This is a genomic window from Streptomyces sp. NPDC006335 (assembly GCF_040612795.1).
Taxonomy (GTDB): Bacteria; Actinomycetota; Actinomycetes; order Streptomycetales; family Streptomycetaceae; genus Streptomyces.
This window is the reverse complement of the sequence record NZ_JBEXQX010000002.1, coordinates 560,921-586,613: the sequence shown is the minus strand read 5'-3', so window position 1 is coordinate 586,613 and position 25,693 is coordinate 560,921. Positions and strand designations below refer to the sequence as shown.

The 25,693-nt window shown below is 69.3% G+C and carries 27 protein-coding genes and 1 pseudogene; 13 read left to right on the top strand and 15 right to left on the bottom strand.

Annotation, left to right across the window (positions count from 1 at the left end):
* Positions 1-35 precede the first annotated feature (35 nt).
* Together ABZ098_RS08625 and mca are read right to left on the bottom strand one after the other, a co-directional pair.
* The gene (locus ABZ098_RS08625) at positions 36-293 is read right to left on the bottom strand and encodes a hypothetical protein (RefSeq protein WP_356588578.1); all 258 of its coding nucleotides are present in this window, start codon (positions 291-293) and stop codon (positions 36-38) included.
* A complete protein-coding gene (gene mca, locus ABZ098_RS08620) occupies positions 286-1,146 on the bottom strand; it encodes a mycothiol conjugate amidase Mca (protein WP_356589370.1) in 861 nt (286 codons plus the stop codon). The genes ABZ098_RS08625 and mca overlap by 8 nt, the downstream gene beginning before the upstream one ends.
* A 135-nt stretch (positions 1,147-1,281) precedes the next feature.
* On the opposite strand from mca, the gene ABZ098_RS08615 reads away from it, so the two are divergent.
* Positions 1,282-1,680, top strand: a complete 399-nt coding sequence (locus ABZ098_RS08615) for a DUF4307 domain-containing protein (protein WP_356588576.1) — start codon at positions 1,282-1,284, stop codon at positions 1,678-1,680.
* A 167-nt stretch (positions 1,681-1,847) separates the two neighbouring features.
* Entirely contained in the window at positions 1,848-2,348 is a 501-nt protein-coding gene (gene greA, locus ABZ098_RS08610; RefSeq protein ID WP_053851062.1) for a transcription elongation factor GreA, read from the top strand.
* Positions 2,349-2,408: 60 nt separating this feature from the next.
* On the opposite strand, the gene ABZ098_RS08605 is transcribed toward greA, so the two are convergent.
* The 3 genes from ABZ098_RS08605 to ilvA form a co-directional block, all read right to left on the bottom strand.
* Complete coding sequence (locus ABZ098_RS08605) at positions 2,409-3,254, bottom strand: ABC transporter permease (RefSeq protein WP_356588573.1); 846 nt, start codon at positions 3,252-3,254, stop codon at positions 2,409-2,411.
* The gene (locus tag ABZ098_RS08600) at positions 3,251-4,279 is read right to left on the bottom strand and encodes an ATP-binding cassette domain-containing protein (protein WP_356588571.1); all 1,029 of its coding nucleotides are present in this window, start codon (positions 4,277-4,279) and stop codon (positions 3,251-3,253) included. The genes ABZ098_RS08605 and ABZ098_RS08600 overlap by 4 nt, the downstream gene beginning before the upstream one ends.
* A gap of 194 nt (positions 4,280-4,473) precedes the next feature.
* Positions 4,474-5,703, bottom strand: a complete 1,230-nt coding sequence (ilvA, locus tag ABZ098_RS08595; protein ID WP_356588569.1) for a threonine ammonia-lyase — start codon at positions 5,701-5,703, stop codon at positions 4,474-4,476.
* Between the two features lie 161 nt (positions 5,704-5,864).
* Here ilvA and ABZ098_RS08590 point away from each other — a divergent pair, with 161 nt between their 5' ends.
* From ABZ098_RS08590 to ABZ098_RS08580, 3 genes are all read left to right on the top strand, one after another.
* Entirely contained in the window at positions 5,865-6,368 is a 504-nt protein-coding gene (locus ABZ098_RS08590; protein ID WP_209440215.1) for a MarR family transcriptional regulator, read from the top strand.
* A 130-nt stretch (positions 6,369-6,498) separates the two neighbouring features.
* Entirely contained in the window at positions 6,499-7,002 is a 504-nt protein-coding gene (locus ABZ098_RS08585) for a sigma factor-like helix-turn-helix DNA-binding protein (protein WP_356588567.1), read from the top strand.
* A 28-nt stretch (positions 7,003-7,030) separates the two neighbouring features.
* Positions 7,031-7,279 carry a hypothetical protein gene (locus ABZ098_RS08580; protein ID WP_356588565.1) on the top strand — a complete coding sequence of 83 codons (249 nt, stop codon included), beginning with the start codon at positions 7,031-7,033 and terminating at the stop codon, positions 7,277-7,279.
* Between the two features lie 12 nt (positions 7,280-7,291).
* Here ABZ098_RS08580 and ABZ098_RS08575 read toward each other — a convergent pair whose 3' ends face one another.
* Positions 7,292-8,449 carry a cystathionine gamma-synthase gene (locus tag ABZ098_RS08575; RefSeq protein WP_356588563.1) on the bottom strand — a complete coding sequence of 386 codons (1,158 nt, stop codon included), beginning with the start codon at positions 8,447-8,449 and terminating at the stop codon, positions 7,292-7,294.
* A gap of 161 nt (positions 8,450-8,610) precedes the next feature.
* Here ABZ098_RS08575 and ABZ098_RS08570 point away from each other — a divergent pair, with 161 nt between their 5' ends.
* The 4 genes from ABZ098_RS08570 (at position 8,611) to ABZ098_RS08555 (ending at position 13,052) form a co-directional block, all read left to right on the top strand.
* On the top strand, positions 8,611-9,729 hold the full coding sequence (locus ABZ098_RS08570) for a hypothetical protein (RefSeq protein WP_356588562.1): 1,119 nt from the start codon (positions 8,611-8,613) through the stop codon (positions 9,727-9,729).
* Between the two features lie 355 nt (positions 9,730-10,084).
* The gene (gene msrA / locus ABZ098_RS08565; RefSeq protein ID WP_356588560.1) at positions 10,085-10,792 is read left to right on the top strand and encodes a peptide-methionine (S)-S-oxide reductase MsrA; all 708 of its coding nucleotides are present in this window, start codon (positions 10,085-10,087) and stop codon (positions 10,790-10,792) included.
* A 425-nt stretch (positions 10,793-11,217) separates the two neighbouring features.
* Positions 11,218-11,811, top strand: coding sequence for a DUF4291 domain-containing protein (locus tag ABZ098_RS08560; RefSeq protein ID WP_356588558.1), 594 nt, complete (start codon positions 11,218-11,220; stop codon positions 11,809-11,811).
* A gap of 320 nt (positions 11,812-12,131) precedes the next feature.
* On the top strand, positions 12,132-13,052 hold the full coding sequence (locus tag ABZ098_RS08555) for a DUF5829 family protein (protein ID WP_356589369.1): 921 nt from the start codon (positions 12,132-12,134) through the stop codon (positions 13,050-13,052).
* 133 nt (positions 13,053-13,185) lie between these two features.
* Here the strand turns inward: ABZ098_RS08555 and msrA (ABZ098_RS08550) are convergent, their stop codons facing one another.
* Complete coding sequence (gene msrA / locus ABZ098_RS08550; protein WP_356588556.1) at positions 13,186-13,698, bottom strand: peptide-methionine (S)-S-oxide reductase MsrA; 513 nt, start codon at positions 13,696-13,698, stop codon at positions 13,186-13,188.
* Between the two features lie 253 nt (positions 13,699-13,951).
* On the opposite strand from msrA (ABZ098_RS08550), the gene ABZ098_RS08545 reads away from it, so the two are divergent.
* The gene (locus tag ABZ098_RS08545; protein ID WP_356588554.1) at positions 13,952-14,545 is read left to right on the top strand and encodes a hypothetical protein; all 594 of its coding nucleotides are present in this window, start codon (positions 13,952-13,954) and stop codon (positions 14,543-14,545) included.
* Positions 14,546-14,585: 40 nt separating this feature from the next.
* Here ABZ098_RS08545 and ABZ098_RS08540 read toward each other — a convergent pair whose 3' ends face one another.
* The 4 genes and pseudogenes from ABZ098_RS08540 to ABZ098_RS08525 all read right to left on the bottom strand — a co-directional run bounded on the left by ABZ098_RS08540 (position 14,586) and on the right by ABZ098_RS08525 (position 17,694).
* On the bottom strand, positions 14,586-15,209 hold the full coding sequence (locus tag ABZ098_RS08540) for a hypothetical protein (protein ID WP_356588552.1): 624 nt from the start codon (positions 15,207-15,209) through the stop codon (positions 14,586-14,588).
* Between the two features lie 32 nt (positions 15,210-15,241).
* Positions 15,242-15,934 carry a hypothetical protein gene (locus tag ABZ098_RS08535; RefSeq protein ID WP_356588550.1) on the bottom strand — a complete coding sequence of 231 codons (693 nt, stop codon included), beginning with the start codon at positions 15,932-15,934 and terminating at the stop codon, positions 15,242-15,244.
* Positions 15,935-16,367: 433 nt separating this feature from the next.
* Positions 16,368-16,558: pseudogene (locus ABZ098_RS08530) on the bottom strand (VOC family protein); the annotation flags it as partial.
* A gap of 95 nt (positions 16,559-16,653) precedes the next feature.
* Positions 16,654-17,694, bottom strand: a complete 1,041-nt coding sequence (locus ABZ098_RS08525; protein WP_356588548.1) for an NAD(P)-dependent alcohol dehydrogenase — start codon at positions 17,692-17,694, stop codon at positions 16,654-16,656.
* A 180-nt stretch (positions 17,695-17,874) separates the two neighbouring features.
* Between ABZ098_RS08525 and ABZ098_RS08520 the strand changes: the two genes are divergently transcribed.
* Positions 17,875-18,777: a helix-turn-helix transcriptional regulator gene (locus ABZ098_RS08520; RefSeq protein WP_356588546.1), complete on the top strand. Its 903-nt coding sequence runs from the start codon at positions 17,875-17,877 to the stop codon at positions 18,775-18,777.
* Positions 18,778-18,817: 40 nt separating this feature from the next.
* On the opposite strand, the gene ABZ098_RS08515 is transcribed toward ABZ098_RS08520, so the two are convergent.
* Positions 18,818-19,588: an antibiotic biosynthesis monooxygenase gene (locus tag ABZ098_RS08515; protein WP_356588544.1), complete on the bottom strand. Its 771-nt coding sequence runs from the start codon at positions 19,586-19,588 to the stop codon at positions 18,818-18,820.
* Between the two features lie 410 nt (positions 19,589-19,998).
* On the opposite strand from ABZ098_RS08515, the gene ABZ098_RS08510 reads away from it, so the two are divergent.
* The gene (locus ABZ098_RS08510; protein WP_356588542.1) at positions 19,999-20,304 is read left to right on the top strand and encodes a hypothetical protein; all 306 of its coding nucleotides are present in this window, start codon (positions 19,999-20,001) and stop codon (positions 20,302-20,304) included.
* 87 nt (positions 20,305-20,391) lie between these two features.
* On the opposite strand, the gene ABZ098_RS08505 is transcribed toward ABZ098_RS08510, so the two are convergent.
* Positions 20,392-20,844 carry a nucleoside deaminase gene (locus ABZ098_RS08505; RefSeq protein ID WP_356588540.1) on the bottom strand — a complete coding sequence of 151 codons (453 nt, stop codon included), beginning with the start codon at positions 20,842-20,844 and terminating at the stop codon, positions 20,392-20,394.
* Positions 20,841-21,653, bottom strand: coding sequence for an LLM class flavin-dependent oxidoreductase (locus ABZ098_RS08500; RefSeq protein ID WP_356588538.1), 813 nt, complete (start codon positions 21,651-21,653; stop codon positions 20,841-20,843). Before ABZ098_RS08500 ends, ABZ098_RS08505 begins: the two co-directional genes overlap by 4 nt.
* Before the next feature lie 93 nt (positions 21,654-21,746).
* On the opposite strand from ABZ098_RS08500, the gene ABZ098_RS08495 reads away from it, so the two are divergent.
* Entirely contained in the window at positions 21,747-22,217 is a 471-nt protein-coding gene (locus ABZ098_RS08495; RefSeq protein WP_356588537.1) for an Lrp/AsnC family transcriptional regulator, read from the top strand.
* A gap of 105 nt (positions 22,218-22,322) precedes the next feature.
* Here ABZ098_RS08495 and ABZ098_RS08490 read toward each other — a convergent pair whose 3' ends face one another.
* Positions 22,323-25,643, bottom strand: a complete 3,321-nt coding sequence (locus tag ABZ098_RS08490) for a S8 family peptidase (protein ID WP_356589367.1) — start codon at positions 25,641-25,643, stop codon at positions 22,323-22,325.
* Positions 25,644-25,693 lie beyond the last annotated feature (50 nt).

Sequence of the window (25,693 nt, the reverse complement as noted above, 5' to 3'; positions counted from 1 at the left end):
CGGGAGGGGACTCCCTCCCGTCGTGGCCGTGTGGTTCAGCCCTTGGCCGGGGAGGCCTTGCCGGAGGAGTTCTCCGCGGTTCCCTTGCCGGAGGCCTCGTCCGGGGACTCCTTGAAGTCGACCTTGTTCATGTGCTTGCTCATGGACTTCATCAGGGCCCACACCGCCAGGGCCATCGCCGCGAAGACGATGAAGCCGAGGACGCCGGGGGTGACCTTGTCCTCGTCGACCTCCTTGGCGAAGGTCACGAGGTGCGTCATTGCCAGGCTTGCGCTTGCGCTCATGTCAGGCATTGTCGCGGATGCCCGCAAAGAGGTCGTCCTCGGGGAGGGAGGTATCGACGAGGGACTTCGCGAGCTCGTACTCCTCGGTCGGCCAGACCTCCTTCTGGAGCTCCAGCGGCACGCGGAACCAGCCGCCGTCGGGGTCGATCTGGGTGGCGTGCGCGATGAGGGCCTTGTCGCGGATCTCGTAGAACTCCGCGCAGGGGATGTGCGTGGTCAGGGTGCGGTCGCGCATCGGCGAGTCGTCCCAGCGCTTGAGCCAGTCGCCGTACGGCGACTCCATGCCCCGCTCGATCAGCGCGTTGTGGAGGGCTTCGGTGCGGGGGCGGTTGAAGCCCTGGTTGTAGTAGAGCTTGACCGGCTGGTAGGCCGGGCCGAACTCGGACTCGGGGAACTTCTCGGTGTCCGCCGCGCCCTCGAACGCCACCATCGAGATCTTGTGGGTCATGATGTGGTCGGGGTGCGGGTAGCCGCCGTTCTCGTCGTAGGTGGTGATCACCTGGGGACGGAAGGTGCGGATCTGCTTCACCAGCTCGCCGGCGGCCTTGTCGACGTCCTCCAGGGCGAAGCAGCCCTCGGGCAGCGGCGGCAGCGGGTCGCCCTCGGGCAGGCCGGAGTCGACGAAGCCGAGCCACTCCTGGCGGACGCCGAGGATCTCGCGGGCCTCGTCCATCTCCTTCTTGCGTACCTCGTGGATGTGCTCCTCGATGTACTTGTCGCCCTGGAGCTTCGGATTGAGGATGGAGCCGCGCTCCCCGCCCGTGCAGGTCACGATCAGCACGTCCACCCCCTCGGACACGTACTTCGCCATGGTGGCCGCGCCCTTGCTCGACTCGTCGTCGGGGTGGGCGTGCACGGCCATCAGTCGCAGCTGGTCAGTCAAGACTCAATCCTCGTAAGTCGGCGCCCCCGGTGTCTTCGGGTGCGAACGGCGGCTTCTATAGTGACCGAATCGGGGGGCGATTAATTCCGCGGCCCGGTTTCCAGGGAGACGATCATGAGCACGGCGAGCACACGGCTGCCCGACGGCCGCTACGGCCGCTCCTCGGACGAGCGCGCCGACCACAAGCTCAGGATCGCCGGTGCCGTGCTCGGAGCCCTCCTGCTCGCGCTCATCGGTTACTTCGCCTACCACTACGTCGGCCAGAGCAAGATCAGCGGCGAGGTGATCGCCTTCGACGCGAAGAAGTCCGCGGTCGAGGTGCATCTGGAGGTCCGCAAGGACTCCGGTACCTCCGGCTACTGCACGGTCCGCTCGCAGGCGGCGGACGGCTCCGAGGTGGGCCGGGCCGACTTCCGCTTCGACGGTGACGCCACCCGCATCGACAAGGTCGTCACGCTCCGTACGACGGCCCCGGGGACCACGGCCGAGCTGCTGGGCTGTCACGCCGACTGACGTCACCCTCGATATGCGGCCCTGACCTGCGTCAACGTATTTCTGATGGCTTATGTCCTCCCCCTTCGGCTGCTGAATTGTTAGGCTCGTGGTTTCGCCCATCCGTGAAGGAACATTCTTCTGGGTAGGGCGATGCTTTGTATTCCCAGTACCTACGAGGAGCACCTGTGACCCAGACCAGCGAAGACGTCACCTGGCTTACGCAGGAGGCGTACACCAAGCTCAAGGAAGAGCTGGCGTACCTGTCTGGTCCCGCGCGCGAGGAAGTCACCGCGAAGATCGCGGCCGCGCGCGAGGAGGGCGACCTGCGCGAGAACGGCGGGTACCACGCGGCCAAGGAAGAGCAGGGCAAGCAGGAGCTCCGCATCCGCCAGCTCACCCAGCTCCTGGAGAAGGCCAAGGTCGGCGAGGCTCCGGCGTCGGCGGACGGTGCCGTGGCGCCCGGCATGGTCGTGACGATCGCCTTCGACGGGGACGAGGACGACACCATGACCTTCCTGCTCGCCTCGCGCGAGTACGCGAGCGCGGACATCGAGACCTACTCGCCGCAGTCCCCGCTGGGATCCGGCGTGATCGGCCACAAGGTCGGCGAGGACGCGGAGTACGAGCTGCCGAACGGCAAGAAGGCCTCCGTGACCATCCTCAAGGCCGAGCCCTACAACGGCTGATCCCGGCCGACCGTCCGTCCTTGGCGGGCCCCCGGCGCCCTCTCGGCGCCGGGGGCTTCGTCATGCGGTGGCCGAGCGGTACTTGCGGACCGCCAGGGTTCTGAAGAGGACGATGATCAGGACCGAGTAGATCAGCGAGGCCCAGACCGGGTGCTGCATGGGCCAGGCGTCCGAGGGGGACACGCCGGGGTTTCCGAACAGCTCACGGCAGGCCTGGACCGTGGCACTGAACGGGTTCCAGTCGGCTACGTGCCGCAGCCAGGGAGTCATACGGCTGGAGTCCACGAAGGCGTTCGAGATGAACGTCACCGGGAAGAGCCAGATCAGCCCTCCCGAGGTGGCCGCCTCCGGGGTGCGCACGGACAGGCCGATCAGGGCGCCGACCCAGGTGAACGCGTACCCGAGCAGGAGCAGCAGGCCGAAGGCGCCGAGGACCTCACCGATGTTGGTGTGGGTGCGCCAGCCGACCAGCAGGGCGACCATGGCCAGCACGAACAGGGTCAGGGCCGTCTGCACCAGGTCGGCGAGCGTGCGTCCGGTGAGGACCGCGCCGCGGGCCATGGGCAGTGAGCGGAAGCGGTCGATGAGCCCCTTGTGCATGTCGTCGGCGATTCCCGCACCGGCGCCCGCGGTGGCGAAGGTGACGGTCTGCGCGAAGATGCCGGCCATCAGGAACTCGCGGTAGACGGTGGAGTCCGTGGTGCCGCCGATGTTCATGGAGCCGCCGAAGACATAGCTGAACAGCACCACGAACATGATCGGCTGGATGAGGCCGAAGATGACCATCTCGGGGATCCGGGACATCCGGATCAGGTTCCGCTTGGCGAGGACCAGCGAGTCCCGGACGGACTGGCTGAGGGGGTTGCCGGGTGCCGCGACCCGCGCGGTGTCGGTGACGGCGCTCACTTGGCGTCCTCCTTCGTATCCGTCTTCCTGTCCGCCTTCTTGTCCGCCTTCTCGCCTGCCTTCTCGTCCGTGTCCTCGTCCTTCACCTCGGCCACATGGCCCGTCAGGGACAGGAAGACGTCGTCGAGGGTGGGTCGGCGCAGGCCGATGTCGTCTATCTCGATGCCACGGGTGTCGAGCTCGCGGATGACCTCGGCGAGCAGCTTGGCGCCGCCGGTGACGGGCACGGTGAGCTTGCGCATGTGGTCCTCGACCGTGGTGTCGCCCTTGCCGAAACCACGCAGGATCTCCGAGGCGGCCTGGATGTGCTCGCGCTCGTGCACGACCACCTCGACGCGCTCGCCGCCGGTGCGGGCCTTGAGCTGGTCGGAGGTGCCCGTGGCGATGACATGACCGTGGTCGACGACGGCGATGTCGTGGGCGAGGTGGTCGGCCTCCTCCAGGTACTGGGTGGTCAGCAGCAGCGTGGTGCCCCCCGAGACCAGCCCTTTGATGACCTCCCACAGCAGTTGGCGGTTGCGCGGGTCCAGGCCGGTCGTCGGCTCGTCCATGAACATCACGGGCGGGGAGACCACCAGGGCGGCCGCGAGGTCGAGGCGGCGGCGCATACCGCCGGAGTAGGTCTTGGTGGGGCGGTCGGCCGCGTCGGCGAGGTCGAACTGCTCCAGCAGTTCGGTCGCGCGGGCCTTCGCGTGCTTGGCCTTCATCTGGTAGAGCTGGCCCACCATCTGGAGGTTCTCGCGGCCGGTGAGGTATTCGTCGACCGCCGCGAACTGGCCGGAGAGGCCGATGGAGCGGCGCACGGCGTCGGGGTGCTTGAGGACGTCGATGCCGGCGACGACCGCCGAGCCGCGGTCCGGTTTGAGCAGGGTGGTCAGACAGCGGACGGTCGTCGTCTTGCCCGCGCCGTTCGGTCCGAGGAGGCCCAGGACGGTGCCTTCCGGGACATCGAGGTCGACGCCGTCCAGTGCCTTTACGTCTCCGAAGGTCTTGACCAGGCCTTCGGCATAGATGGCGCCTGGCATATGAAGTCTCCACGTCGTCGGGGATTCTTGGTAAAGCCTAGGTTTGTGCGATTTCCTCCGCCCGTTCTTTTTCTTTCGCGGGCGGTGTGAGCGGTGGCACGAGACACACCATAACGCGATGTATCGCGTCTCTCAATGGACTTACCCGAAAGAGTGACTCCTGAGTTCGGAGGGGTCCCGAGGGTGCTCTGACCTCAGTCGATGACCGTGTAGCCCGCCTCACGCAGGGCGCGGCCGACCTCGGCGCAGTGCTCGGGTCCCTTCGTCTCCAGGTGCAGCTCGACCTCCGCCTCCGCGAGCCCGAGCCGTGGATCGGTCCGGACGTGGCTCACGTCCAGGACATTAGCGTCGACCACTGACAACACCCCGAGAAGTGTCGCGAGGGCACCGGGCCGGTCGGTCAGCCGCAGCCGGACGGCCAGGTAGCGGCCCTGCGCGGCCATGCCGTGCCGCAGGACCCGCTGGAGCAGCACCGGGTCGACGTTGCCGCCGGACAGCACGGCGACGACCGGCCCCTCGAAAGCACCCGGATCGCTCAGCAGAGCGGCGACCGGGCTCGCCCCGGCGGGCTCGACGACCAGCTTGGCCCGCTCCAGGCACAGCAGCAGCGCGGCGGACAGCTCGTCCTCGGTCACCGTACGGACCTCGTCGACGAGTTCGCCCACGATCCCGAACGGCACGTCCCCGGGCCGCCCCACCTTCATGCCGTCGGCCATCGTCGCCGGGTTCTCGATCGACACCGGGTGCCCGGCCGCCAGCGAGGGCGGGTACGCGGCCGCGCCCGCCGCCTGCACGCCCACGATCCGCACGTCGGGCCGCAGGGCCTTCACGGCGATCGCGACCCCGGCCGCGAGTCCGCCGCCGCCGATCCCGAGGACGACCGTGCGCACCTCCGGGCACTGCTCCAGGATCTCCAGGCCGACCGTGCCCTGGCCCGCGATGACGTCCGGGTGGTCGAAGGGGTGGATGAACACCGCGCCCGTCTCGGCCGCGTACTCCTGCGCTGCGGCCAGCGTCTCGTCGACCACCTGGCCGTGCAGGCGCACCTCGGCGCCGTAGTGCCTGGTCGCGCTGATCTTCGGCAGCGGGGCGCCCTTGGGCATGAACACCGTGGAGCGCACGCCGAGCAGCGTGGACGCCAGTGCGACGCCCTGCGCGTGGTTCCCGGCGCTCGCGGCCACGACACCCGCGGCCCGCTCCTCGGGCAGAAGTCCGGCGATCCGGACGTAGGCGCCGCGGAGTTTGAACGACCCCGTCCGCTGGAGGTTCTCGCACTTGAAGTGCACCGGCGCGCCCACGAGCCGACTCAGATGGCGGCTGCCCTCCATCGCGGTCGTCCGCGCCACGCCCGACAGCATCTTCTGCGCGCCGCGCACGTCGTCGAGCGTCACCGGCGGCACGGGGTGGGCCTTGCGGTAGTTCATGACTCGAGTCTCGCAGTTCACACGTGCGTGTTCGCGTTGTGACCAACGTCCGAGACGGGTTTGTGCAGCGCCGGTACGGCCCGCCCCCCGGCCGCGTAACCTGTCCCCCAACCCAGCAGCCTTCATGAAGTGAGCCCCCGGCCATGCCCACAACACCTGAAATGTCGATGGACATGACGACCGTCGGTGACACCGGTCTCCTCGACACCCTGCAGCACGAGGTGGCGGTCTTCGCCCGTCGTGCCGAACAGACCCGGCTCGGCGGGGTGGGGCAGGTGCGCAACTCCATGGACCGCGCCGCTTACCTGCTGCTCAACCGGCTCGACAAGGAAGGCCCGATGGGCGTCAAGGCGCTCGCGGCGAGCATGGGCATCGACTCGTCGACGGTCACCCGGCAGGTGGCGCCGCTCGTCGACACCGGCCTGGTCAAGCGGACTTCCCACCCGGAGGACGGACGGGCGGTGGTCCTCCAGCTCTCCCCGCGAGGACAGTCCCGGCTGGAGGAAGTGCGCTCCTCCCGGCGTCAGTTGATGGCCGAGCTGACACACGACTGGGCGCCGGAGGAGCGCGAGGCGTTCTGCACGCTCCTCACGCGCTTCAACACCGCGCTCTCCTCCCGGATGGCGGCCCAGGGCGTTCCGGGACCGGAGGCGCAGTCCTCTTAGACACGCGCGCGTGTGTATCGCCCCACCTCTTGACCGGACGGGCGCGCCGGGCCTCATATGAGACCGGGTCCTCTGGGTCCTCGTGGTCGTACGAAGCCGTCGTACGGCCATCCGCAGGCGGGGAGGTGCGGTGCGGCAACGGCAGGCGTCCCAGGGCACGCTGCGGGCCCGGGAGTTCGAGGCGTTCGTCGCGGGCGCGGCGGGGCGGCTCCTGCACGCCGCGACACTGCTGACGGCGGAGTCGCCGGACGACAACCCGCGCGCGCGACGTCTGCTGACGCTGGCGCTCGCCCACACGTACGCGTGCTGGGACCGGCTGCGCGGCGAGGACCCCTACGACCGGGCCCGCCAGTACCTCGCCCTGCGCTTCGCCCACGGGGCATGGCGCCGCCACGGCCTCCTGCTCGGCGGCCGCACCCACCCCTCCAGCCCGTTGTCCGAGCTGGCGCCCCAGGAGCGGCTGATCGTGGTCCTCCGCCTCTACGAGGGCGTGGCCGAGGAACAGACGGCGGCCCTGCTCGGCCTGCCGCCGGAACGCGTCCGCACGATCTGCGACCGGGCCACGGCGACCCTGCTGCACCCACCGCGCGGGCCGGCACCGGCGGTCGTGGGGGCAAAGGTGGCGGCGTCATGAGGCGGACGGCCTGTCCCGGGAGGTGCGCGTGAACCGGACCCAGCGCGAGGCGGCCGTGCGGCAGCTCATGGAGCGGGGCACGCCGCAGGTACCGGCTGATCTGTACGGGGACGCCCTGCGGCGGGGATCGCGCATGCTGCGGCGCAGGTCCGCGGCGCGCCGGATCATGTGGCTGCTGTTGCTGGCCGCGAGCGTGGCCTTCGTGGTGTGGGCGCTGACCGCGCGTCCCTGGGTGGAGCCGCCGTCCACGACGACTCCACCGATGACGGGCTGGTGAGCCCGGCCGTACCTACCGGGACAGCGCCTGCTGGAGGTCCTCCAGCAGGTCGTCGACGTTCTCGATGCCCACGGACAGGCGCACGAGGTCGGCGGGGACCTCCAGCGCCGAGCCCGCCGCGGACGCGTGCGTCATCCGGCCGGGGTGCTCGATCAGCGACTCGACACCGCCAAGGGACTCCCCCAGCGTGAAGATCCGGGCGCGGTTGCAGACCTCGACGGCCGCCTCTTCGCCGCCTTCCACGCGGAAGGAGACCATGCCGCCGAAGGACCGCATCTGCTTGGCCGCGACCTCGTGGCCGGGGTGCTCCTCCAGGCCCGGGTAGAGCACCTGCGTCACGCGCGCGTGCCGGGTGAGCATGTCGGCGACCTTGGTGGCGTTCTCGCTGTGGCGGTCCATGCGCACCGACAGCGTCTTGGCGCCGCGCAGCACCAGCCAGGAGTCGAAGGGCCCGGCGACCGCGCCCATCGCGTTCTGGTGGTACGCCAGCTCCTCGCCGAGCGCCTCGTCGGCGGTGACGAGGGCCCCGCCCACGACGTCGGAGTGGCCGCCCATGTACTTGGTCAGGGAGTGCACCACGACATCGGCGCCGAGCGCCAGCGGCTGCTGGAGGTAGGGCGTCGCGAAGGTGTTGTCGACGACGAGCTTCGCGCCCACGTCCCGGGAGACCTGGGCGACGGCGGCGATGTCGGTGATGCCGAGCAGCGGGTTGGAGGGGGTCTCCACCCACACGGCCTTGGTCTTCGGGGTGATCGCGGCCCGTACGGCGGCCGGGTCGCTGGTGTCGGCGACCGACCACTCGACGCCCCAGCGGGCGACGACCTTTGCGAAGAGGCGGAACGTGCCGCCGTAGGCGTCGTTGGGGATGACCACGTGGTCGCCGGGGCTGAGCAGCGTACGCAGCAGGCAGTCCTCGGCCGCCAGTCCGGACGCGAACGCGAGGCCCCGGCGGCCGCCTTCGAGGGCGGCGAGGTTCTCCTCCAGGGCGGTACGGGTCGGGTTGGCGCTGCGGCTGTACTCGTAGCCGCCGCGCAGACCGCCCACGCCGTCCTGCTTGTAGGTCGAGACCTGGTAGATCGGCGGGACCACCGCGCCCGTGAGGGGGTCCGCGGTGTTGCCCGCGTGGATCGCGAGGGTCTCGAAGTGCTGACTGATGTGCCTGTCGCTCATGGGCTCCGAGGGTAGTCCGCCCGGAGGGCCGATGACGGACGCCGGGCTCCCGAGGGCCGTACGGCAGGGTTTTCCCCAGGTGTTCGCCCCGGTCCGGGAAGTTTTCCACAGGGCGCGGACCGGGTTGGGCAATTGTCGGCGGCGTCTGGAACTCTTGAGGCATGGAGATTCTCTGGGTCCTGATGGCGGCCGTGCTGCTCAGCTTCGTGCTGCTTCCGTTCCTGCGGCGCAGGCGGGGCGGGATCGAGCAGGTCCCGGCGGGCCACCCGGACGCCGCGGACCCGGCGGACTACGGCTTCGTACGGCAGGAGGAGCTGGACATCCGCATGCCCGGCCCCGACCAGGATCTGCTGGACGTCCTGGACCTGGTGCAGCGCACGCAGGACTACAAGGCCGCCGCCCAGCTCCTGGCGGGCACCGAGCGGGAGGGCGAGCCGCGCTGGCAGCGCGTGCAGGCTTTCGCAGGGGCCGCGTCGCTGGAGTTGCAGCAGCGGCCGGGCGGGGTCAGCGAGGCGCCGGGCGGCCAATGGCTGCGGGTGTGGCGGGCCGAGCAGCCCAAGGACGCGGGCGGCGCGGCCGTGCACGCGGAGTTCCTGGTGCAGCAGGCGTGGCGGACCTCGACGCCGGGCACGGACGAGTTCCGGATCATCATGGAGGAGGCGAGGGCGGCCTGCGGCGAGGCGGCGCTGCTGGCCCCCGGCGATCCGGTCCCGTACATCGTCGAGCTCTCCGTGGCGCGCGGACTGGCCTATTCGCAGGCGGAGTTCGAGCAACTGTGGCTGAAAATCCTGGACCGCGCCCCGAACCACATGGGGGCGCATCTGGCCGCGCTGCACTACTGGTGTGAGAAGTGGCACGGCTCGCGTGAGCTGGCGTACAGCTTCGCGGAGGCGGCGGCCGCCCGAGCCCCGCACGGCTCGCTGCTCGCCGCGATGCCGTTGTTCGCGGTCTTCGAGCACCTGCCCGAGGTCAACCTGGTCAGCGGTTTCTACCGGAGCGAGGTCGTGACCAAGGCGATCCACGGCGCGCTGCACGCCGTCCACTCGGCCCGCGCCGACGACCCGATGCTGGCCCATGTCCGCCACCTACTGGTCTTCTTCCTGGTGCGCGGCGAACGCTGGGCGGAGGCCATGAACCAGCTCGTGCACATCGACGGCCACGTCGGCGCCCTGCCCTGGACCCTGTCCGCCGACCCGGCCGCGGAGTTCGCGATATACCGGGCGCTGGCGGTCGCGGGCTACGAGGCCAACGGCGGCAGCCCGGCGACGCTGGCGCAGTGACCAGGCACAGCGTGTGACGGTGGGGGCCTGGCCAGCGTCTGGTGAGGGGGTTGGTGTGGTGTGGTGTGTTCGGTGAGGGGCGGGGACGGGGTGCGGGACCTGAGCGCTGGTGCACGCGCGGTCGAGGGCGGGCGGCAGAGACCGGGCTGCGCTTAGGGGAGGCCGGGCTCAAGGGAACGCTGGACTCACGTCACCGCCAGGCTTAAGTCGCCGCAGGGCCCGCCCGGGCGCCGGGCCTCGTGACGCCGGACCCCGTGGACGCCGGGCTTGTCGGAATGCGGCTCGGCACGGAAGCGTTGTTCCCGGTTCCGCCCCGCGTCACTGTGGGGCACGCACGAACGAAGGAGCCCGCCTCATGCTGTTCGGCCGTACGCCCGTCCTGCCCACCCCCGAGCAGGCGCTGAAGGGCCGCTCCGAGCCGGCGTTCACGCTCCCGGACCGGCACACCGTCCTCGGCACCCCGCTGCTCGGCCCCTACCCCGAGGGGTACGGGACCGCGGACTTCGGCCTGGGCTGCTTCTGGGGGGCCGAGCGCAAGTTCTGGCAGCTCCCGGCGGGAATCTGGACGACCCTGGTCGGTTACCAGGGCGGCCACACCGAGAACCCCCTGTACGAGGAGGTCTGCTCGGGTCTCACCGGCCACACCGAGGCGGTCCGCGTGGTCTTCGACCCCGCCCTCATCTCGTACGAGCGCCTCCTGAAGACCTTCTGGGAGTCCCACGACCCCACGCAGGGCTTCCGCCAGGGCAACGACGTAGGCACCCAGTACCGCTCGGCGATCTACCCCCACACCCCCGAACAGGCAGCGGCGGCTGAGGCCTCCCGCACCGCCTACCAGCAGGTCCTCACGGCCTCGGGGCACCGCACGATCACGACCGAGATCCTGCCCGCGCAGGGCCGGCCCTTCTACCCGGCGGAGAGCTACCACCAGCAGTACCTCGACAAGAACCCGGCGGGCTACTGCGGAATCGGCGGGACGGGGGTCAAGCTGAGTGACCCGTCGGAGGCCGATTGGGGCGCTTCGTGCCCGACGGGGGTCGCCCCGGCTCCCACCGATGGCTGAGCCTCTGCCGACAGCCGTGTCCGGCGATCGTCGAGGTCATGCATTTTCATGATGCCGAGTACGTCGGCGACCAGAGCTGGGCGGAGTCTGCGAGGACGGCTCGTTGGACAGCATGAGGGCGAGGCCGTTCTGACCAGGCCGGCAACAGACGCGTTCCAGCCTCGCTGTGTCCCGAACGAAGTGCAGACGCGCGAGGTCGGTGGCGCCAACTCGGCCCTGCGCGACTCGCGCTGCGGCACCTCCGGACGGGTCTCACTCAAGGACGTCATGGCGAAGCTGTCTGTGCGTCGGCCGGTCTTCCACTCCGAAGCCGGTGAAGTGGGACCTCGCCTGGACCCTCAAGCTCTGCCGACCGGGTACCGGGCGAGGAACCTGGTGGGAAAACGAATGGCCGGCGAGGATCCAGGGACCACACCCTGTACGTCATGAACGAACCACGGCACAGGATCCGCGCGCTGCACACGACATCCACGATCACCGTTTACCAGGCATACGCCCCTGAGATCGGCCTGCCCGCCGCTCAGGAGGGCCGTTTCCCCGCCTTGTGGAAGCGCGACCGGATGACGTGGATCAAGCCGTCGTTCCTGTGGATGATGTACCGCTGTGGCTGGGGTACCAAGGAGGGGCAGGAGACCGTCCTCGCCGTCGAGATCAGGCGTGACGGCTTCGAGTGGGCGCTGCGCCACGCGAGTCTGTCGAGTTATGTGCGCGGAGTACACCCCGACCGGGCCACGTGGCAGCGGCAGTTGAAGCGCTCACCGGCTCGCGTGCAGTGGGACCCCGAGCGGGACCTGCACCTGCAGCCGCTGCCCTACCGATCACTGCAGCTCGGCCTCTCCGGTGAGGCCGTACGACGCTACGCGGACGAATGGACGGTCGCCATCCGGGACGTAACCCCACTCGTCCATGAGATCCGAGCCCTGGTGGACAGTGGTGACCTGGACTCCGCCGCCCGCGCGCTGCCCCAAGAGCGGGTGTATCCCGTTGAAGACGAACTTCTGGACCACCTTCGAGGATGACCGACGGTTGCGGTTGGGGTGTTCGCGCCGGGTGGGTGTGGTGGGGCTCGTCAGATGGCGGACGAAGTCGGCGCGGGGGGCGGTCGGGTGCGGTGGAGGAGACACGCCCTGGTCGGCAACCCTGCTCGCGTCGGTGACGGTCGCGACTCTGCCGTGGACGCGTCCGGGAGGGACGGGTGTGCAATGCGTGGACGGAGCACGCCTCTTCATCGGGTGGAGCGCGGGCGTATGTCAAGGATTTCGAGCTCGTTGAAAACGAGGCGCGGTCGCCGTCTCCCCGACCTACGATCCCCCGCATGCGGATTCAGCGGATATTACGGATGATCGTCGTGCTCGCCGCAGCCCTCGCCGTGTCGATCGGGGGCGCCGTGGGGACGGCACAGGCCGAAGGGAGCCGGTCCTCGTCCGACCGGCAGTTGTTGTTCTACAACCACTCCTACGGGGTTCTCGACCGGGAGACCGCCGACGCCATCGAACACTCCGACTACCTGAGGGACTTCGCCAACTTCCAGGTCCGCACCACGACCGGTACCGGCGGACAGACCTGGACCGGCCGCTACCTGTTGGGCCGCGAGACCTACCTGGAACTGTTCGGCGTCGGTGACATCTCCGGCCCGGACGGCGCCCTCGGCTCGGCCGGGCTGGGCCTGTCCACCGAACAGGACGGCGACCTGGCGACGGTCACCGAGCGACTGAAGAGCGAGGGGGTCGCCGAACCCATCGAGTTCCTCCAGACCCGGGACTTCGGAGACGGTGTGCGCGTGCCGTGGTTCGACGCCATCCTCACCGCCACCGAGTACGACGGCTTCAACGCCTGGGCGATGGAGTACCGGCCGGAGTACTTCGCCGATCCCCGCAGCAACACCGAGCCCGCGAGCTTCCCCGGTGACGTCGGCCGGGAGCGCGTCCTGTCCGACGACTACCGCACCCACCTGATGCGTGACGTGACCGCTGTCCGCATCGCGGTCACCGAGGGCGACCTCGCCGACACCGTGCCGCTGCTGCGGGCCGGCGGGTTCGCCGTCAAGAGCGTGACGGGCGGCGGCGTCGTCGCACAGGGCGGCGGCACCACGATCCGGTTCGACGTCGTCCCGCGCGAACGAGCGGGGTTCGAGCGGGTCGAGATGTCACTCAACCGGCCCGTGAAGGACCGGCACGTGGAGCGGATCGGTCACTCGACCCTCACCGTCGGCCCGGGCAGCCGTGCCGTGTGGACGTTCGCCCAGAACGGCACGCGGTAGACCGGGACGGGTCGGTAGGCAGTGGGTGCGCTCGGTAGGCAGTGGAGTGCGCCCCGGCGCGGGCGCACCCACACACGCGGGCGGTCGCGCGCCGCGCCCTGACGGTTCTCGGCCGGGCCGCCGAGCCTCCCCGTCAGCCCTCGGTGCGGGCGGGCAGCCGCCATCCCGGGCGCGGGAAGTGGCAGGTGTAGCCGTCCGGGTAGCGCTGGAGGTAGTCCTGGTGCTCGGGTTCGGCCTCCCAGAAGGGGCCGACCGGCTCCACCTCGGTGACGACCTTGCCGGGCCACAGGCCGGAGGCGTCCACGTCCGCGATGGTGTCCTCGGCGATCCGCTTCTGCTCGTCGTCCACGTAGTAGATCGCCGAGCGGTAGCTGAGGCCGATGTCGTTGCCCTGGCGGTTCTTGGTGCTCGGGTCGTGGATCTGGAAGAAGAACTCCAGGAGCGCGCGATAGTCGGTCTTCTCGGGGTCGTAGAGGATCTCGATGGCCTCCGCGTGGGTGCCGTGGTTGCGGTACGTCGCGTTCGGCACGTCGCCCCCGGTGTATCCCACCCGGGTCGCCGTCACACCCGGAAGCCGGCGGATCAGCTCTTCCATGCCCCAGAAGCATCCGCCCGCCAAGACGGCCCTCTGTGTCTGCGCGGCCATCACGGCCCTCCCTGTCTGTCGGCTCGGTCAATCGGGCGGGCCACTCTGCTCGCATCCGTCTGCTCGCATCCGTCTGCTCGCATCTACTCGCGTCTGCTCGCACGTCATCGGCGTCCTGTGCCCACCCCCCTCAACGCACGAGGGTTCCGGACGATTCCGGGCGCCTCCGACCCGGCCCGGTCGCCGTACGGTCCATCCGGTCCATCCGGTCCATCCGGTCCATCCGGTCCGTTCGACAGGAGATCATGGCCAGGTGACACCACTCTCGCCGTATCAGCAGGACCTGCGTGACCGGTTGCTCGCCGTGCCCGTGGTGCCCGCGCCCGCGCCGTGGAAGCCGGTCTTCGAGAGCTGCGCCGCGGTCGGCGGCCTTCTCGGCATCGGATTCGCGACGCACCCCGACAGCGGCGACGACCTGGTGATGGTCGTCTCCACCGCCGGTCACGGTCTCTTCGACGCCGTCACCGGTGAGCGGCTCGCCCGGGACCGGGACCCCGACCCCGAGACCAGTACGCCGGACGCGGCCGCGGATCTGACCTGCCCGGGCCTCGGACCGATCGCCGGCAGCAGGGTGCACATCGCCGGGCTGTACGGCGGCGGGCTCCACACCACGGCCACCGGCGGCTGGCACGTGGAGGTCGTCTCCCCGGCCTGGCCGAACGACCGCGTCCTGCTCTCCCGCGGCAGCGGCATGCCCCACCGCGAACCGCACGGCGAAGGGTGGTGGCACGTCTTCCACTCCCACTATTCCGAGCTCCGGGCCGTCGGTTTCTCCCCCTCCGGCCGCACCCTCGCCGTCGCGACGAGCAGCGACGTGACCCTGTGGACCCGTCCGCCGAGTCCGTGATGCGGCGGCGGGGGCTTTCACGGTGCGAGGCCGCGCGCCCTCAGTCGAACGCTGCGACCAGGCGGACACCGTCGTCGCCGAAGCGGTCGGCCAGGGCCTTCATCACGGCGAAGACGTGCGGCCAGTGTGTCGTCGGTCCGAGAACACTGCCGAGGGTCAGTGGTTCGTAAGCACAGACCAAGTCGTCGGTGGTCCACTCGACGCGTTCTGCGGCGCTGTCCACGTCGGCGGGCGGTACGCCCACGGTGGACAGGACTGATGTCGGCCACGGCCGAGACACGAGTTGACGCCGCCGTATGGCGGGGAGCGATTTGGCGTGCCAGGTCACTCGGCCGACGAAGTGTTCGGGCGTGGTCGCGGGATCGATGGAGGCGAGTTCGGCCCAGAGGACCCAGCTCGCCCCGTCCAACTCGCCTTGGGCAACCCATGAACCCAGTTCTGAACGCATGGCGCTCGACAGGTCGGCGGGAAGGCCACGACCGGCCGCGAGCGGCCGGAAGCCGGCGTAGTTGCGGACACCGAAGAGTGCGCCGAAGGCCGTGTAGTCGGTCTCGTCGTACAGCGGCCACAGATCCATCGCGGTCACCCATGGTTCGCCGTCGTAGTAGTCGGTGCCGACGTGGGGATGGCGGAACTCGATCCCGCCGTGGATGTCCGTGCCCATGCCGGTGCGCCTTTACGGAGAGAGGATCCTGGTCACTTGGCAGCCGCCGGCTTGCTGAGCTTGTTCAGCTGTCCCTTGACGATCGCGTTCGGTATGCCGGCCGGCTCGTCGTCATTCGGCCCGCTGGGGCGGTTGGAGTCGGTGAACATGGCGACCGTGGCCCCTTGCCGGACGGCCACCACCGCATAGGGCACCCGGACCGGCTCCTCACCGTCGCCGAACGCCGCCAGCTGTGTGAGCCGGAGGGACACGGAATCGTCGCCGTAGCCGGGGTCGGGTTGGAGTTGGACCGCGTCGTAGTCGAAGTCCACCTGGATGTCCTTGAAGGTCTTGCACCGCTCCGCGGCCGTCCGCAACGCGTCGATCACCTGCTGGGCGTCTGCGGGGCTGTGCGACGAAAGGGTCATGTGCGCACCGGATCCGCGCTCCCTCGGCACAATGATCCGTGCGGTGCGCGCGGTGGCCGCGAAGCCGCTGCTGCCGCCCACCGCCTGCATGACAGGCGCGCATTCGGCAGGGTCCGCCGTCTTGTGGGACGCGGAGGTGGCGGCGAGGTCCCGCTCCACGTCGTATCCGACGAGATCCGCGCCTGTGATCGTCGCCCGCTCCAGGTCCGCCTTGCTCAGCGGCTTGGCCTGTACACCGGACGTTTTTGTCGGCTCCGTTGCCCCGTCTGCCTGGGAGTCCTGTCCGGTTCCGCATCCGGCGAGCGCCGACGAGGTCATGAGCATGGCAACCGTAATGCCGACGCGTGATTGGCGAACCACTGTTTCTCCACCTGTTTGATTCTGGAACGCGAGCGCTCTGCCACAGCTCAAGGCGTTGAGTAGCACAGTAGATCGTCCGTCGAGGGGGGACGTGGGTTTTTCTGGCCCTGGGCGGCCTCAAGCCGTCGAACGAACGGGGAGGTGCAGGAGACGGTCCCGGTCGTCGAGATCAGCCGCCCCCTCCCAACTTCCGGGCCCATCCACGAGGACAACCGCGGCTGCGCCCACCGAGCCGTTCGTACGAGAGTCGCCGACGACGGGCTTGGCGGGGTGTTCGACACCGATGTCCGGCCGGCGGTCCCCCCACGCGGCCCGCGAGCACGGCCCGCCGACGCCCCAGCCGCCCCCGGAACGTCAACCCCCGCTGCCGTACGGGCGCGTCAGGATCGGGGCGGTGGTGGAAGGGGTCCGCCCAGTACGTGAGTCCCGCTTCCCGGACGCGGGCGAAGATCGTGTCGAAGTCGTCCTCGGAGACGAGGAACGCGTAGTGCTGCGGCGTGATCCGTTCCGGCGTGTCCATGTAATCGAGGGTCACGCCGTTGGGTTCTCGACCGGGACGAAGGGGCCGTACTGCGGGCTCACGCCGCCGAACGACCCCGCCCCACACCGAGCCTGCACGCCGAAGGGCCCCGGAGTGAGGCCGGGGCCCTTCGTTCATGCCGGGGGTGGCAGGCGGGTCAGATCGTCGCCGTGTCGATCACGAACCGGTAGCGGACGTCGCTGTTGACGACGCGCTCGTACGCCTCGTTGATCTCCGACGCGGCGATGAGCTCGATCTCGGCGCCGATGCCGTGCTGCGCGCAGAAGTCCAGCATCTCCTGGGTCTCGGCGATGCCGCCGATCATCGAACCGGCGAGGGTCTTGTTGCCGCCGATGAGGGAGAACAGGTTCAGGGAGATCGGCTCCTCGGGGGCGCCGACGTTGACCAGCGCGCCGCCCGTCTTGAGCAGGCCGAGGTACGCGCCGAAGTCCAGCGGGGCCGAGACCGTGGAGAGGATGACGTCGAAGGTGCCCGCCAGCTCCTTGAAGGTGTTCTCGTCGCTGGTCGCGTAGTAGTGGTCGGCGCCCAGCTTGAGGCCGTCGTCCTTCTTGCGCAGGGACTGGGAGAGCACCGTGACCTCGGCGCCCAGCGCGTGCGCGATCTTGACGCCCATGTGGCCGAGGCCCCCCAGGCCGATCACGGCGACCTTCTTGCCGGGGCCGGCGCCCCACTTCTTCAGCGGGGAGTACGTGGTGATGCCGGCGCACAGCAGCGGGGCGGCCTCGTCGAGGGCCAGGCCCTCGGGGATGCGGACGACGTAGTTCTCGTCGACGACGACCTTCTCGGAGTAGCCGCCGTAGGTGGGCTCGCCGTCCTTGCCGATGCCGTTGTACGTGGGGACGTTGCCCTGGAGGCAGTGCTGCTCGATGCCGGCCTTGCAGTTCTCGCACTCACCGCACGAGTCGACCATGCAGCCGACGCCCACGCGGTCGCCGACCTTGTACTTGGTGACGCCGGGGCCGACCTCGGAGACGATGCCCGCGATCTCGTGGCCCGGGACCATCGGGAAGATGGCCTCGCCCCAGCCCTCCTGGGCCTGGTGGATGTCGGAGTGGCAGATGCCGGCGAACTTGATGTCGATCAGGACGTCATGTTCACGGACCGCCCGGCGCTCGATGGTGGTGCGCTCCAGGGGAGCCTTCGCGGCGGGGGCGGCGTATGCGGCGACAGTGGTCATGCCGGGTGTTCTCCTAGCGAGGGGGTGCGTGCCCGGCTGCCTTCTGTCCATCCGTCCGGGCACGTTCTCCAGAGTGCCCCCTGGCCCACGATCCACCCAGGCCACGGCTTTGCGTACGTCCACTGTTCCTACTACTGACGGGGACAGGATGCTGGGCGTACGACCGTGAATACTTGACGTATGGACGACATGGCCGAGGAACTGCCCGGAAGCGGCTCACTGGACCGGCGTGCCGAGCTCAGCGAGTTCCTGCGCACCCGGCGGGCCCGGCTGAAGCCCCAGGACGTGGGGCTGCCGGACTTCGGGCGGCACCGCAGGGTACCGGGGCTGCGCCGCGAGGAGCTGGCCCAGCTCGCGGGCGTCTCCGTGGCGTACTACACACGCCTGGAGCAGGGCAACGGGCGGAACGTCTCGACGGAGGTCCTCGGCTCGATCGCCCGCGCGCTGCGGCTGACGGACGCCGAGCACGCCCACCTCACGCACCTGGCGAAACCCAAGCAGCACAAGAAGAAGCCGGCCGCGCGGACCGAGCAGGTGCGCGGGTCGATCCGGCACCTGCTCGACTCGATGGACGTCCCGGCGTACGTCTCGGGGCGGCGCTCGGACATCCTCGCCTGGAACCGGATGGCGGCGGCGGTCTTCGGCGACTGGTCGGAGCTGCCGGCGCAGGACCGCAACTGGGCCCGGCTGGTGTTCCTGCGGCCGGAGTACCGCGAGCTGTTCGTGCCGTGGGAGCAGAAGGCGACGGACGTGGTCAGCTATCTGCGGATGGACGCGGGCTGCCATCCGGACGATCCGCAACTGTCCGCGCTCGTGGGTGAACTCTCCGTCAAGAGCGAGGAGTTCAGGCGGCTGTGGGCCACGCACGACGTCAAGGAGAAGAACTTCGGCGTCAAGCAGCTGCGTCACCCGCTGGTCGGCGACCTGACCCTGCACTTCGAGTCGTTCCCCCTGTCCGACGGCACCGAGCAGGCCCTGATCACCTACCACGCCGAACCGGGCTCCCCGTCGGCCGACGCGCTGCGCCTGCTGGCGAGCTGGGGCGCGGACGCGACCCGGGCGGGCGAGTCCGCGCACTCCTGACCCGGCTCAGCCCTTGACCCGGCTCAGCCCTTGACCCGGCTCAGCCCTGGTACGGCGGTGCCGCGCCCCAGTTCCACTGCGGCACCGGCTGCTCCGCGGGCGGCTTGGCGTCCGGCTCCGAGAAGTGGACCGCGAGTCGGGTGCCCCACTCCACGTAGGCGAGGAACGCCGAGCGGAACTCGGCGTCGGTGGGCAGGCCTGCCTCGTCGGCGGCGTCCTGGATGAGGTTCACCCAGCGGCGGCGCTGCGGCTCGGTGATGCCGCGGCCGAGGTGCTTGGCGACCATATGGCCGTGGCCGCCCTGGGTCTCCGAGTAGGCGGTCGGGCCGCCGAAGACCTCCGCGAGCCACAGGGCGACGTGCTCGGCGTGCTCGGGGGCCAGGCCCTCGAACACCGGGGCCAGCAGGTCGTCGGCCAGGACCTTCTCGTAGAACACCGTGGTGAGCCTGCCGAACGCCTCCGCGCCGCCCGCCCAGTCGAACAGCGTGGGCACGGCGGCACCCCGCCCCCGTACCGTCGTCGGCTTGTAGTGCCGCATCTCCTCGATGTTCTCGACGTACGGCCGGATCTGGGCGAGGAAGTCCGCGAACAGCTCCGACTTGCGGAAGCCCTCCAGGTGGTCCTCGGTGGAGGTCCATGTGATACGCAGGACGAAGTGCTCGAAGTCCTCCTCGCAGCGCGCCAGTTCGTAGTCGACACACTGCGGGGCCGCGGCCAGCTGGGTCGAGGCGTGGGTGTAGGCGGACAGGAACTCCGCCGAGCGGTCTTCCGGGATGCGGTAGCGGATGTACTCGACGGTCTCTGTGGTCATGCCTTCACACAAACACGGACACCCCGCCGGAGGCTCCCCCTCCGACCCGAGTTCGCTGAGGGCTCAGCGAGGCGACCCTGGAGGTCGGCCCCGATGTCATGCGTTCCAGGCCGGTCGTGACCTCCTCGGCCGGAATTCGGCCAGCCTGGACAGGTGCGCACTCTTCGGGGCCGTTTACTCACGGCCCTTACGCCGCCGAAGGGAAGCTCTGGAGATCAGCTCTGTGGCCTCGCTTCGATTCGGCCAAGCTTCGCGATCTTCTTGCCCCTTGATCAACTCGTCACGTAATTTCTTTGCGGACCCGGCGCTCTGTTTCGCCAATGTGCGTTGAAGGCTGCCCGCATCGTCGTACCCGAAAGGGCGCTCTGCTCCGGCGGCAACCGCCCACCCGTATCTCTCTGGGGAAACTCATGTTCACGATGCGCCATGAAGGCAAGGACGCCAACACCTATGTCGGCACGGTTGACTGGGTTGTGAGCACGATTCTTTTCGCCGTCCCACTCGGCCTCGACTACCTGTTCGGGGCCCGCAGTTGGGCCGCGTTCCTCAGTTGGCCCGTCTGGGTCTTCGCTCTGGGCCTGCTCATGCTGCACTGGACGACGGCACTGGAGTCGCTGCGAGACCGAGAGGTTGAACTCTGGGGTTGGTGGGCCGCCGCTCTCGCACACGTGACAGCCGTTTGGCACGTCATCGCTGTAGTAAAGGACGTGAAATGAGGCATTCGGCGCTGAAAAGCGTGGCAGCGACGGACGTCATTCCTTTTCAGCGGGCCTAGAGCGTGCATTAAAATGAGGAGCTGTGGGTCAGGTGGCGGCCGATGGGCGTGGCCCGTAGTAGGAGTCGATGGGTGCGCGTGCCTCGTCGAGTAGGGCCGGACCGTCCTGAGGCACTGACGGCCAGAGGCGGGACTCCGGGTTGAGTTCGACGAGTTGCTCCGTGGAGAGCGCGTACACGACCCGGCCGATGCCGGAGCGGACGATGCCGCCGCCACACATGCCGCACGGCTGGCAGCTCGTGTACATGGTGGTACGGGCGGCCGTGTCTGGATCCAGCTCACGGGCGGCCCACCGGGCCAGCTTCAACTCCGGATGGGCCGTGATGTCGTCGTCCCGGCGGACCGTGTTGTGCGCCTCGGCGAGGATCGCCCCGTCCGGCCCGGCCAGCAGCGAGCCGTACGGCGCGTCGCCCAGCTCCACCGCGCGCGCCGCGATACCGATGGCCTGCCGCAGCAGCACCTCGTCAGCAGGAGTGATCACGCCGCCGTCCTCCACTGCTCGGCAACCGCGGTGAGCGCGCGCCACGCGGCCTCGGGTCGACGGGTCTGAGCCGGGTCCCCGTGGTAGGGGTCGAGCACCACCGTCCGGGCGCCGAGCCCGCGAAGCTCCGTCAGATCACCCACGATCTGCCGCACGTCGCCGACACCGGCCGGCCGCTCGGCGTCTTCGACCGGAGCGTCGGTCAGACGCAGCGCGATCCGCGGCGCGAACCCCGGCAACGCGTTGGCCGCGAGAACCGACCGCATCCGCGCCAGCGGAAGCCTCAGCGGATGCCAGGCATCGCCGAACCTGACCGCCCGCCGGATCGCCGCCGCACTGTGCCCGCCGACCCACACCGCGGGCGCGGCCTGGTCCTCCGCCTCCCACACCTGCCGCATCACCCCCAGGTACTCGTCGGTCAGCCGGCCGCGCGCGCCGAACGGTACCCCGAGCGCGTCGAACTCCTGCCGCGCCCATCCGACCCCCACACCGAGCACGAACCGCCCTCCGCTGAGCCGTTGCAGGTTGCTCGCCATCCGTGCCGCCAGCAGCGGATGACGGTACGGCAGCACCAGCACGGTCGTGCCCAGCGACAGCTCGCCACCGCTGATACCGGCCAGCCAGGACAGCGTGGTGAACGGGTCGTAGAACGGCTCCGGATACCGCTCCGCCACATCCGGGGTGACGGCCACGTGGTCCGACACCATCAGCAGATCGAACCCGTTCCCGGCCACGACCCGCGCCCATTCACGCAGCACGCCCGGATCGGTCCCGGGCCCGAAGTTCGGTACGTTGACACCAAGTTGCATGTCTTGAGGTTATTGCGGTGATCAGGCTGCGGGGAACCGAACCTTCCCGGTACTTCCGGCTTCCTGCGGCGAATCTCCCGGTAATATCGCGCCATGGCCGTGAACCTCGACGACATCGACTGGGCGATCATCGAGCAGTTGCAGCAGGACGCCCGCGTCTCCCTCAGCGAGCTGGGGCGCCGCGTCAGCCTCAGTCCGTCGGCCACCACCGAGCGGGTACGCAATCTGGAGTCGCTGGGCGTCATCACCGGCTACCACGCCACCGTGGACCTGGCCAAGGTCGGCTACCCGGTGCTCGCCGTCGTCCGCCTGAAGTACCCCGGCAACCGCCACCAGCCGCTGCACCACCTGCTCGCCGAACGCCGCGAGATCCTGGAGTGCCTGCGGACCACCGGCGACGACTGCTACACCCTGAAGGTGGCCGCGACCTCCATGGAACACCTGGAGACGCTCATGGACGAACTGGCCGGCTTCGGCACCACCACCACGAGCGTCGTCTACAGCCGGACACTGCCGTACCGCGGACCAGAGCGGCCCGGCCAACAGCCGACCGCCGCCACATGACCGCTCATCAGCGACACCTACTGACATCGGACGGGAAACGGCCCGCCGGTTCGAAACCGGCGGGCCGTCTCTCATTGATCTACCGACCAGACTGCCTGGCCAGGACTACTTCGCGTAGTACGCGTTGTAGATCGAGATCGTCGACTTGTTGCCCTTCTTGTCGGCGATCTTGGCGTGGAAGGAGATGGCCTTCCCCTTCGCCGGGTTCTTCACGGTGATCTTGCCGCCCGAGACCGTGACCTTCTTCCAGGTCTGGCCGTAGTCGTACGACACGTACACCGCGAGGGACTTCAGGTTGGAGCCCTTGGCGGAGCCCTCGACGGTCACCGGGATCTTGACCGTCTTACCGGCCTCGACCCTGCTGTCCAGACCCGTCTTCGCGTTGAAGCGGACCATGGAGGCGGGCAGCTTGGTGAGGTCGGCCGTCTTCTTGGACGCGAACGTCCAGCTGGCGTCGATCCGGGTGGAGGCCGCCGCGACCTTGACGCTGCGCTTGACCGAGGTCGTCAGCTTGTAGTTGGCCTGGCCGGCCGGGACCTTGAACGTCTTCTCGCCGAACAGCGGGTCGTCGTTCGAGCCCACCTTGACGCCGTTCTTGTACAGCGTGGTGTTGACCGAGGTGAACACCGAGGAGCCGGCGTGGCCCTGGCCGTCCGCGAACAGCGGGAGGGAGCCGAAGATCTCGTTGCCGTCGCGGTACAGACCGAAGGTGGCGTTGAGATGCGGGCCGAAGACCGCGGTGTTGAAGGTCTTCGCGTAGGACTTGCCGCCCTGGAAGGACTGCGCGGCACCGAGGGTGTAGTACGCCTCGGAGAGCGGGAAGCCCTCCTCGTCGACACCGCCGGACTGCTCGAAGTCCATCTCCCACTTCACACCGCTGAGGGTGGAAAGGTGCAGGGTGCGGGTGCCCGGCAGGGTCTGCTGGATACCCATCGAGGAGGCGGAGAAGGAGCCGGGCAGCCAGCCGACGGCGTTGATCGAGCCCTTCTTGCCGCTCGCCGCCGCGCCCATGGCGACCTTCACCTTGGCCAGCTCGCTCGCCTTGTAGTGCTTGGTGTAACCGGTGGCGAGCTGCTTGACCTTGCCGCCGGCCACGGTGTCGTACTGCTCGGTGGCGCCCTTGCTCCAGTGGCCGTCGAACTGCTCGGTGAGCGAGCCGTCGGTCACCTGCGGACCGAAGTGCGCGGTACGGAAGCCCGTGTACGAGTCCAGGAACCAGCCGAAACCGTAACCGCCGTTGGGCGTGTCGATCTGGAAACCGGGCGAGGCGAACTCCGACTTGGCGCTCGTGTCCGGCACGGTGATGTCCACCGGCTTGGCCTTGCGCGCGTCCAGCGTGACCGTCGTGTTCTTCGTGACGTTCAGCTTGGGCTGGACCAGCCAGTCGGCGCCCTTGGCAAAGTCCTCCGGGTCCAGGTAGTACGCGGAGTTGAGGATGTAACCGCCCTTGGGCACACGGACGGTGACAGTGCCGTCTGCCTCGTACGGCGCGAAGACCTTGCCGTTGGCCAGACCGGAAATGCCGTACAGGCCGGCGTCATAGTTCTTGGTCGGCTTGCCGTCACGGTCGAGCACGTTCAGCGTGACGTTGTACGACTCCACCTCCCGCTGCACGGCCGCCGCCGTACGCACGGTCTGGCCGCCGCCCGTCGCGGTCACGTACGCCGAGTACGCGCCGTCGAGCGTGCCGCCCAGCTTGGTGTTGACGGTGACGTCGACGGAGGCCTTGCCGCCCGCCGGGACCGTCACCGTGGTGGCGCCCAGCTTGAAGAAGCCGGCCGGAGCGGCCTGCCCCTTCGGGTTGGTGGCCGTCGACGTCAGCTTCAGCGTGACGTCCGTCGTACCGAGGTTGCGGTACGTCACCTGCTTGGTGACCGGCTTGTCGTCGGTGTGCGGCCACTGCTGGGTGCCGAAGCTCACCGACACCGGGTCGGCGATCACGGTCTGCTTGATGGCCTTGTCGACCTGGATACGGCCCGAACCCTGCTGGAACGGGGTGTACTTGCCGCCCTTGGCGGAGCCCGTCAGGGCGCCCTTCAGCTCGGCGAAGTCCCAGTCCGGGTGCTCCTGCTTGAGGATCGCCGCCGCGCCCGCGACATGCGGGGTCGCCATCGACGTACCGGAGATGGTGAGGTAGCCGGCGGGCTTCTCGCCGACCTCCTTGGCGATGAGGCTGCCGGGAGCGGCGGCCGCGGTGATGTCCACGCCGGGCGCGGTCACGTCGGGCTTGATCTGCCCGTCGAGGCCGGGTCCGGTGCTGGAGAAGGACGCCAGCTGGTCCTTGTCGTCGACCGCGCCGACGGTCAGGGCGGAGGCGGCGCTGCCCGGGGAGCCGATGGTCTGGTCGCCGAAGTCGCCCTCGTTGCCGGCGGCGATGGCGAACAGGATGCCCTTGGTCTCCGAGAGCTTGTTGACCTCGGCTTCCAGCGGGTCGATCTCCGGGGTGTCGCCGCCGCCCAGGCTGAGGTTGACGACGTCGGCGCCCTGCTCGGCCGCCCACTCCATGCCCGCGAGGATCTGCGAGTCCTCGCCGTAGCCGTCGTCGCTGAGCACCTTGCCGTTGAGCAGCTTGGCGCCCGGCGCCACACCCTTGTACTTGCCGCCGGACTTCGCACCGGTACCGGCCGCGGTGGAGGCGACGTGGGTGCCGTGGCCGAACTTGTCGGTCGCGTCGGCGGAAGTGGAGAAGTTCTTCGAGGCGATCACCTGGTCCTTGAGGTCCGGGTGGGTCGCGTCGACACCGGTGTCCAGGACGGCGATCTTGACGCCCTTGCCGTCGTAGCCCTTGGCCCAGGCGGTCGGCGCGCCGATCTGCGGCACGGACTTGTCGAGGCTGGCCTTGCGGACGCCGTCGAGCCAGACGTGCGCGATGCCGGAGGCGGTCTTGTCGCCGTTGGTGACGGCGTCCCACAGCTCGGGCGCGTCCTCCTTCGGCGTCTGTACCGCGTCGGCGTTCAGGGAGGTCAGGGAGTGGCGGAGCGTGCCCGCGTCCCGGACGTCGTCCTTGGCCGCGCTCGCCGCGCCCTTGTAGCCGACGATCACCTTCAGTCCCTTGTTCTGGGACTTGCGGGTGGCGGCCTTGTTGAGCTCGGTGACGTCGAACAGGCGCTGGTCGAGCTTGCCGCTCGACACCAGGCGGACGACGTCGGACGGCAGCACGTAGGTGTGGCCGTCGGCCTTGCGGAGCTGGACCGGTATGTGCTCGCGGCCCTTCGCGGGCTCCAGACCCACGACACGGCCCTTGGCGTCCACGACGACGCGGTCGCCGGTGATCAGGGTGATGCGGTGCTTGGGCGTGAGCTGCGCCTTGTTCGACTGCGAGACGCTCGCCGTCTGCTGCGCGTCCGCCGCCGCCGGGCTGGTCATGCCCGCCGCGAGCGCTACCGCGGCCGCCGTGGCGATCGTGGCCGCGCATGCCTTTTTCACTTGTCTGCGCAAGTTTCCCCCTTGCAGAAGGACCGGGCGAATTCCCCGTT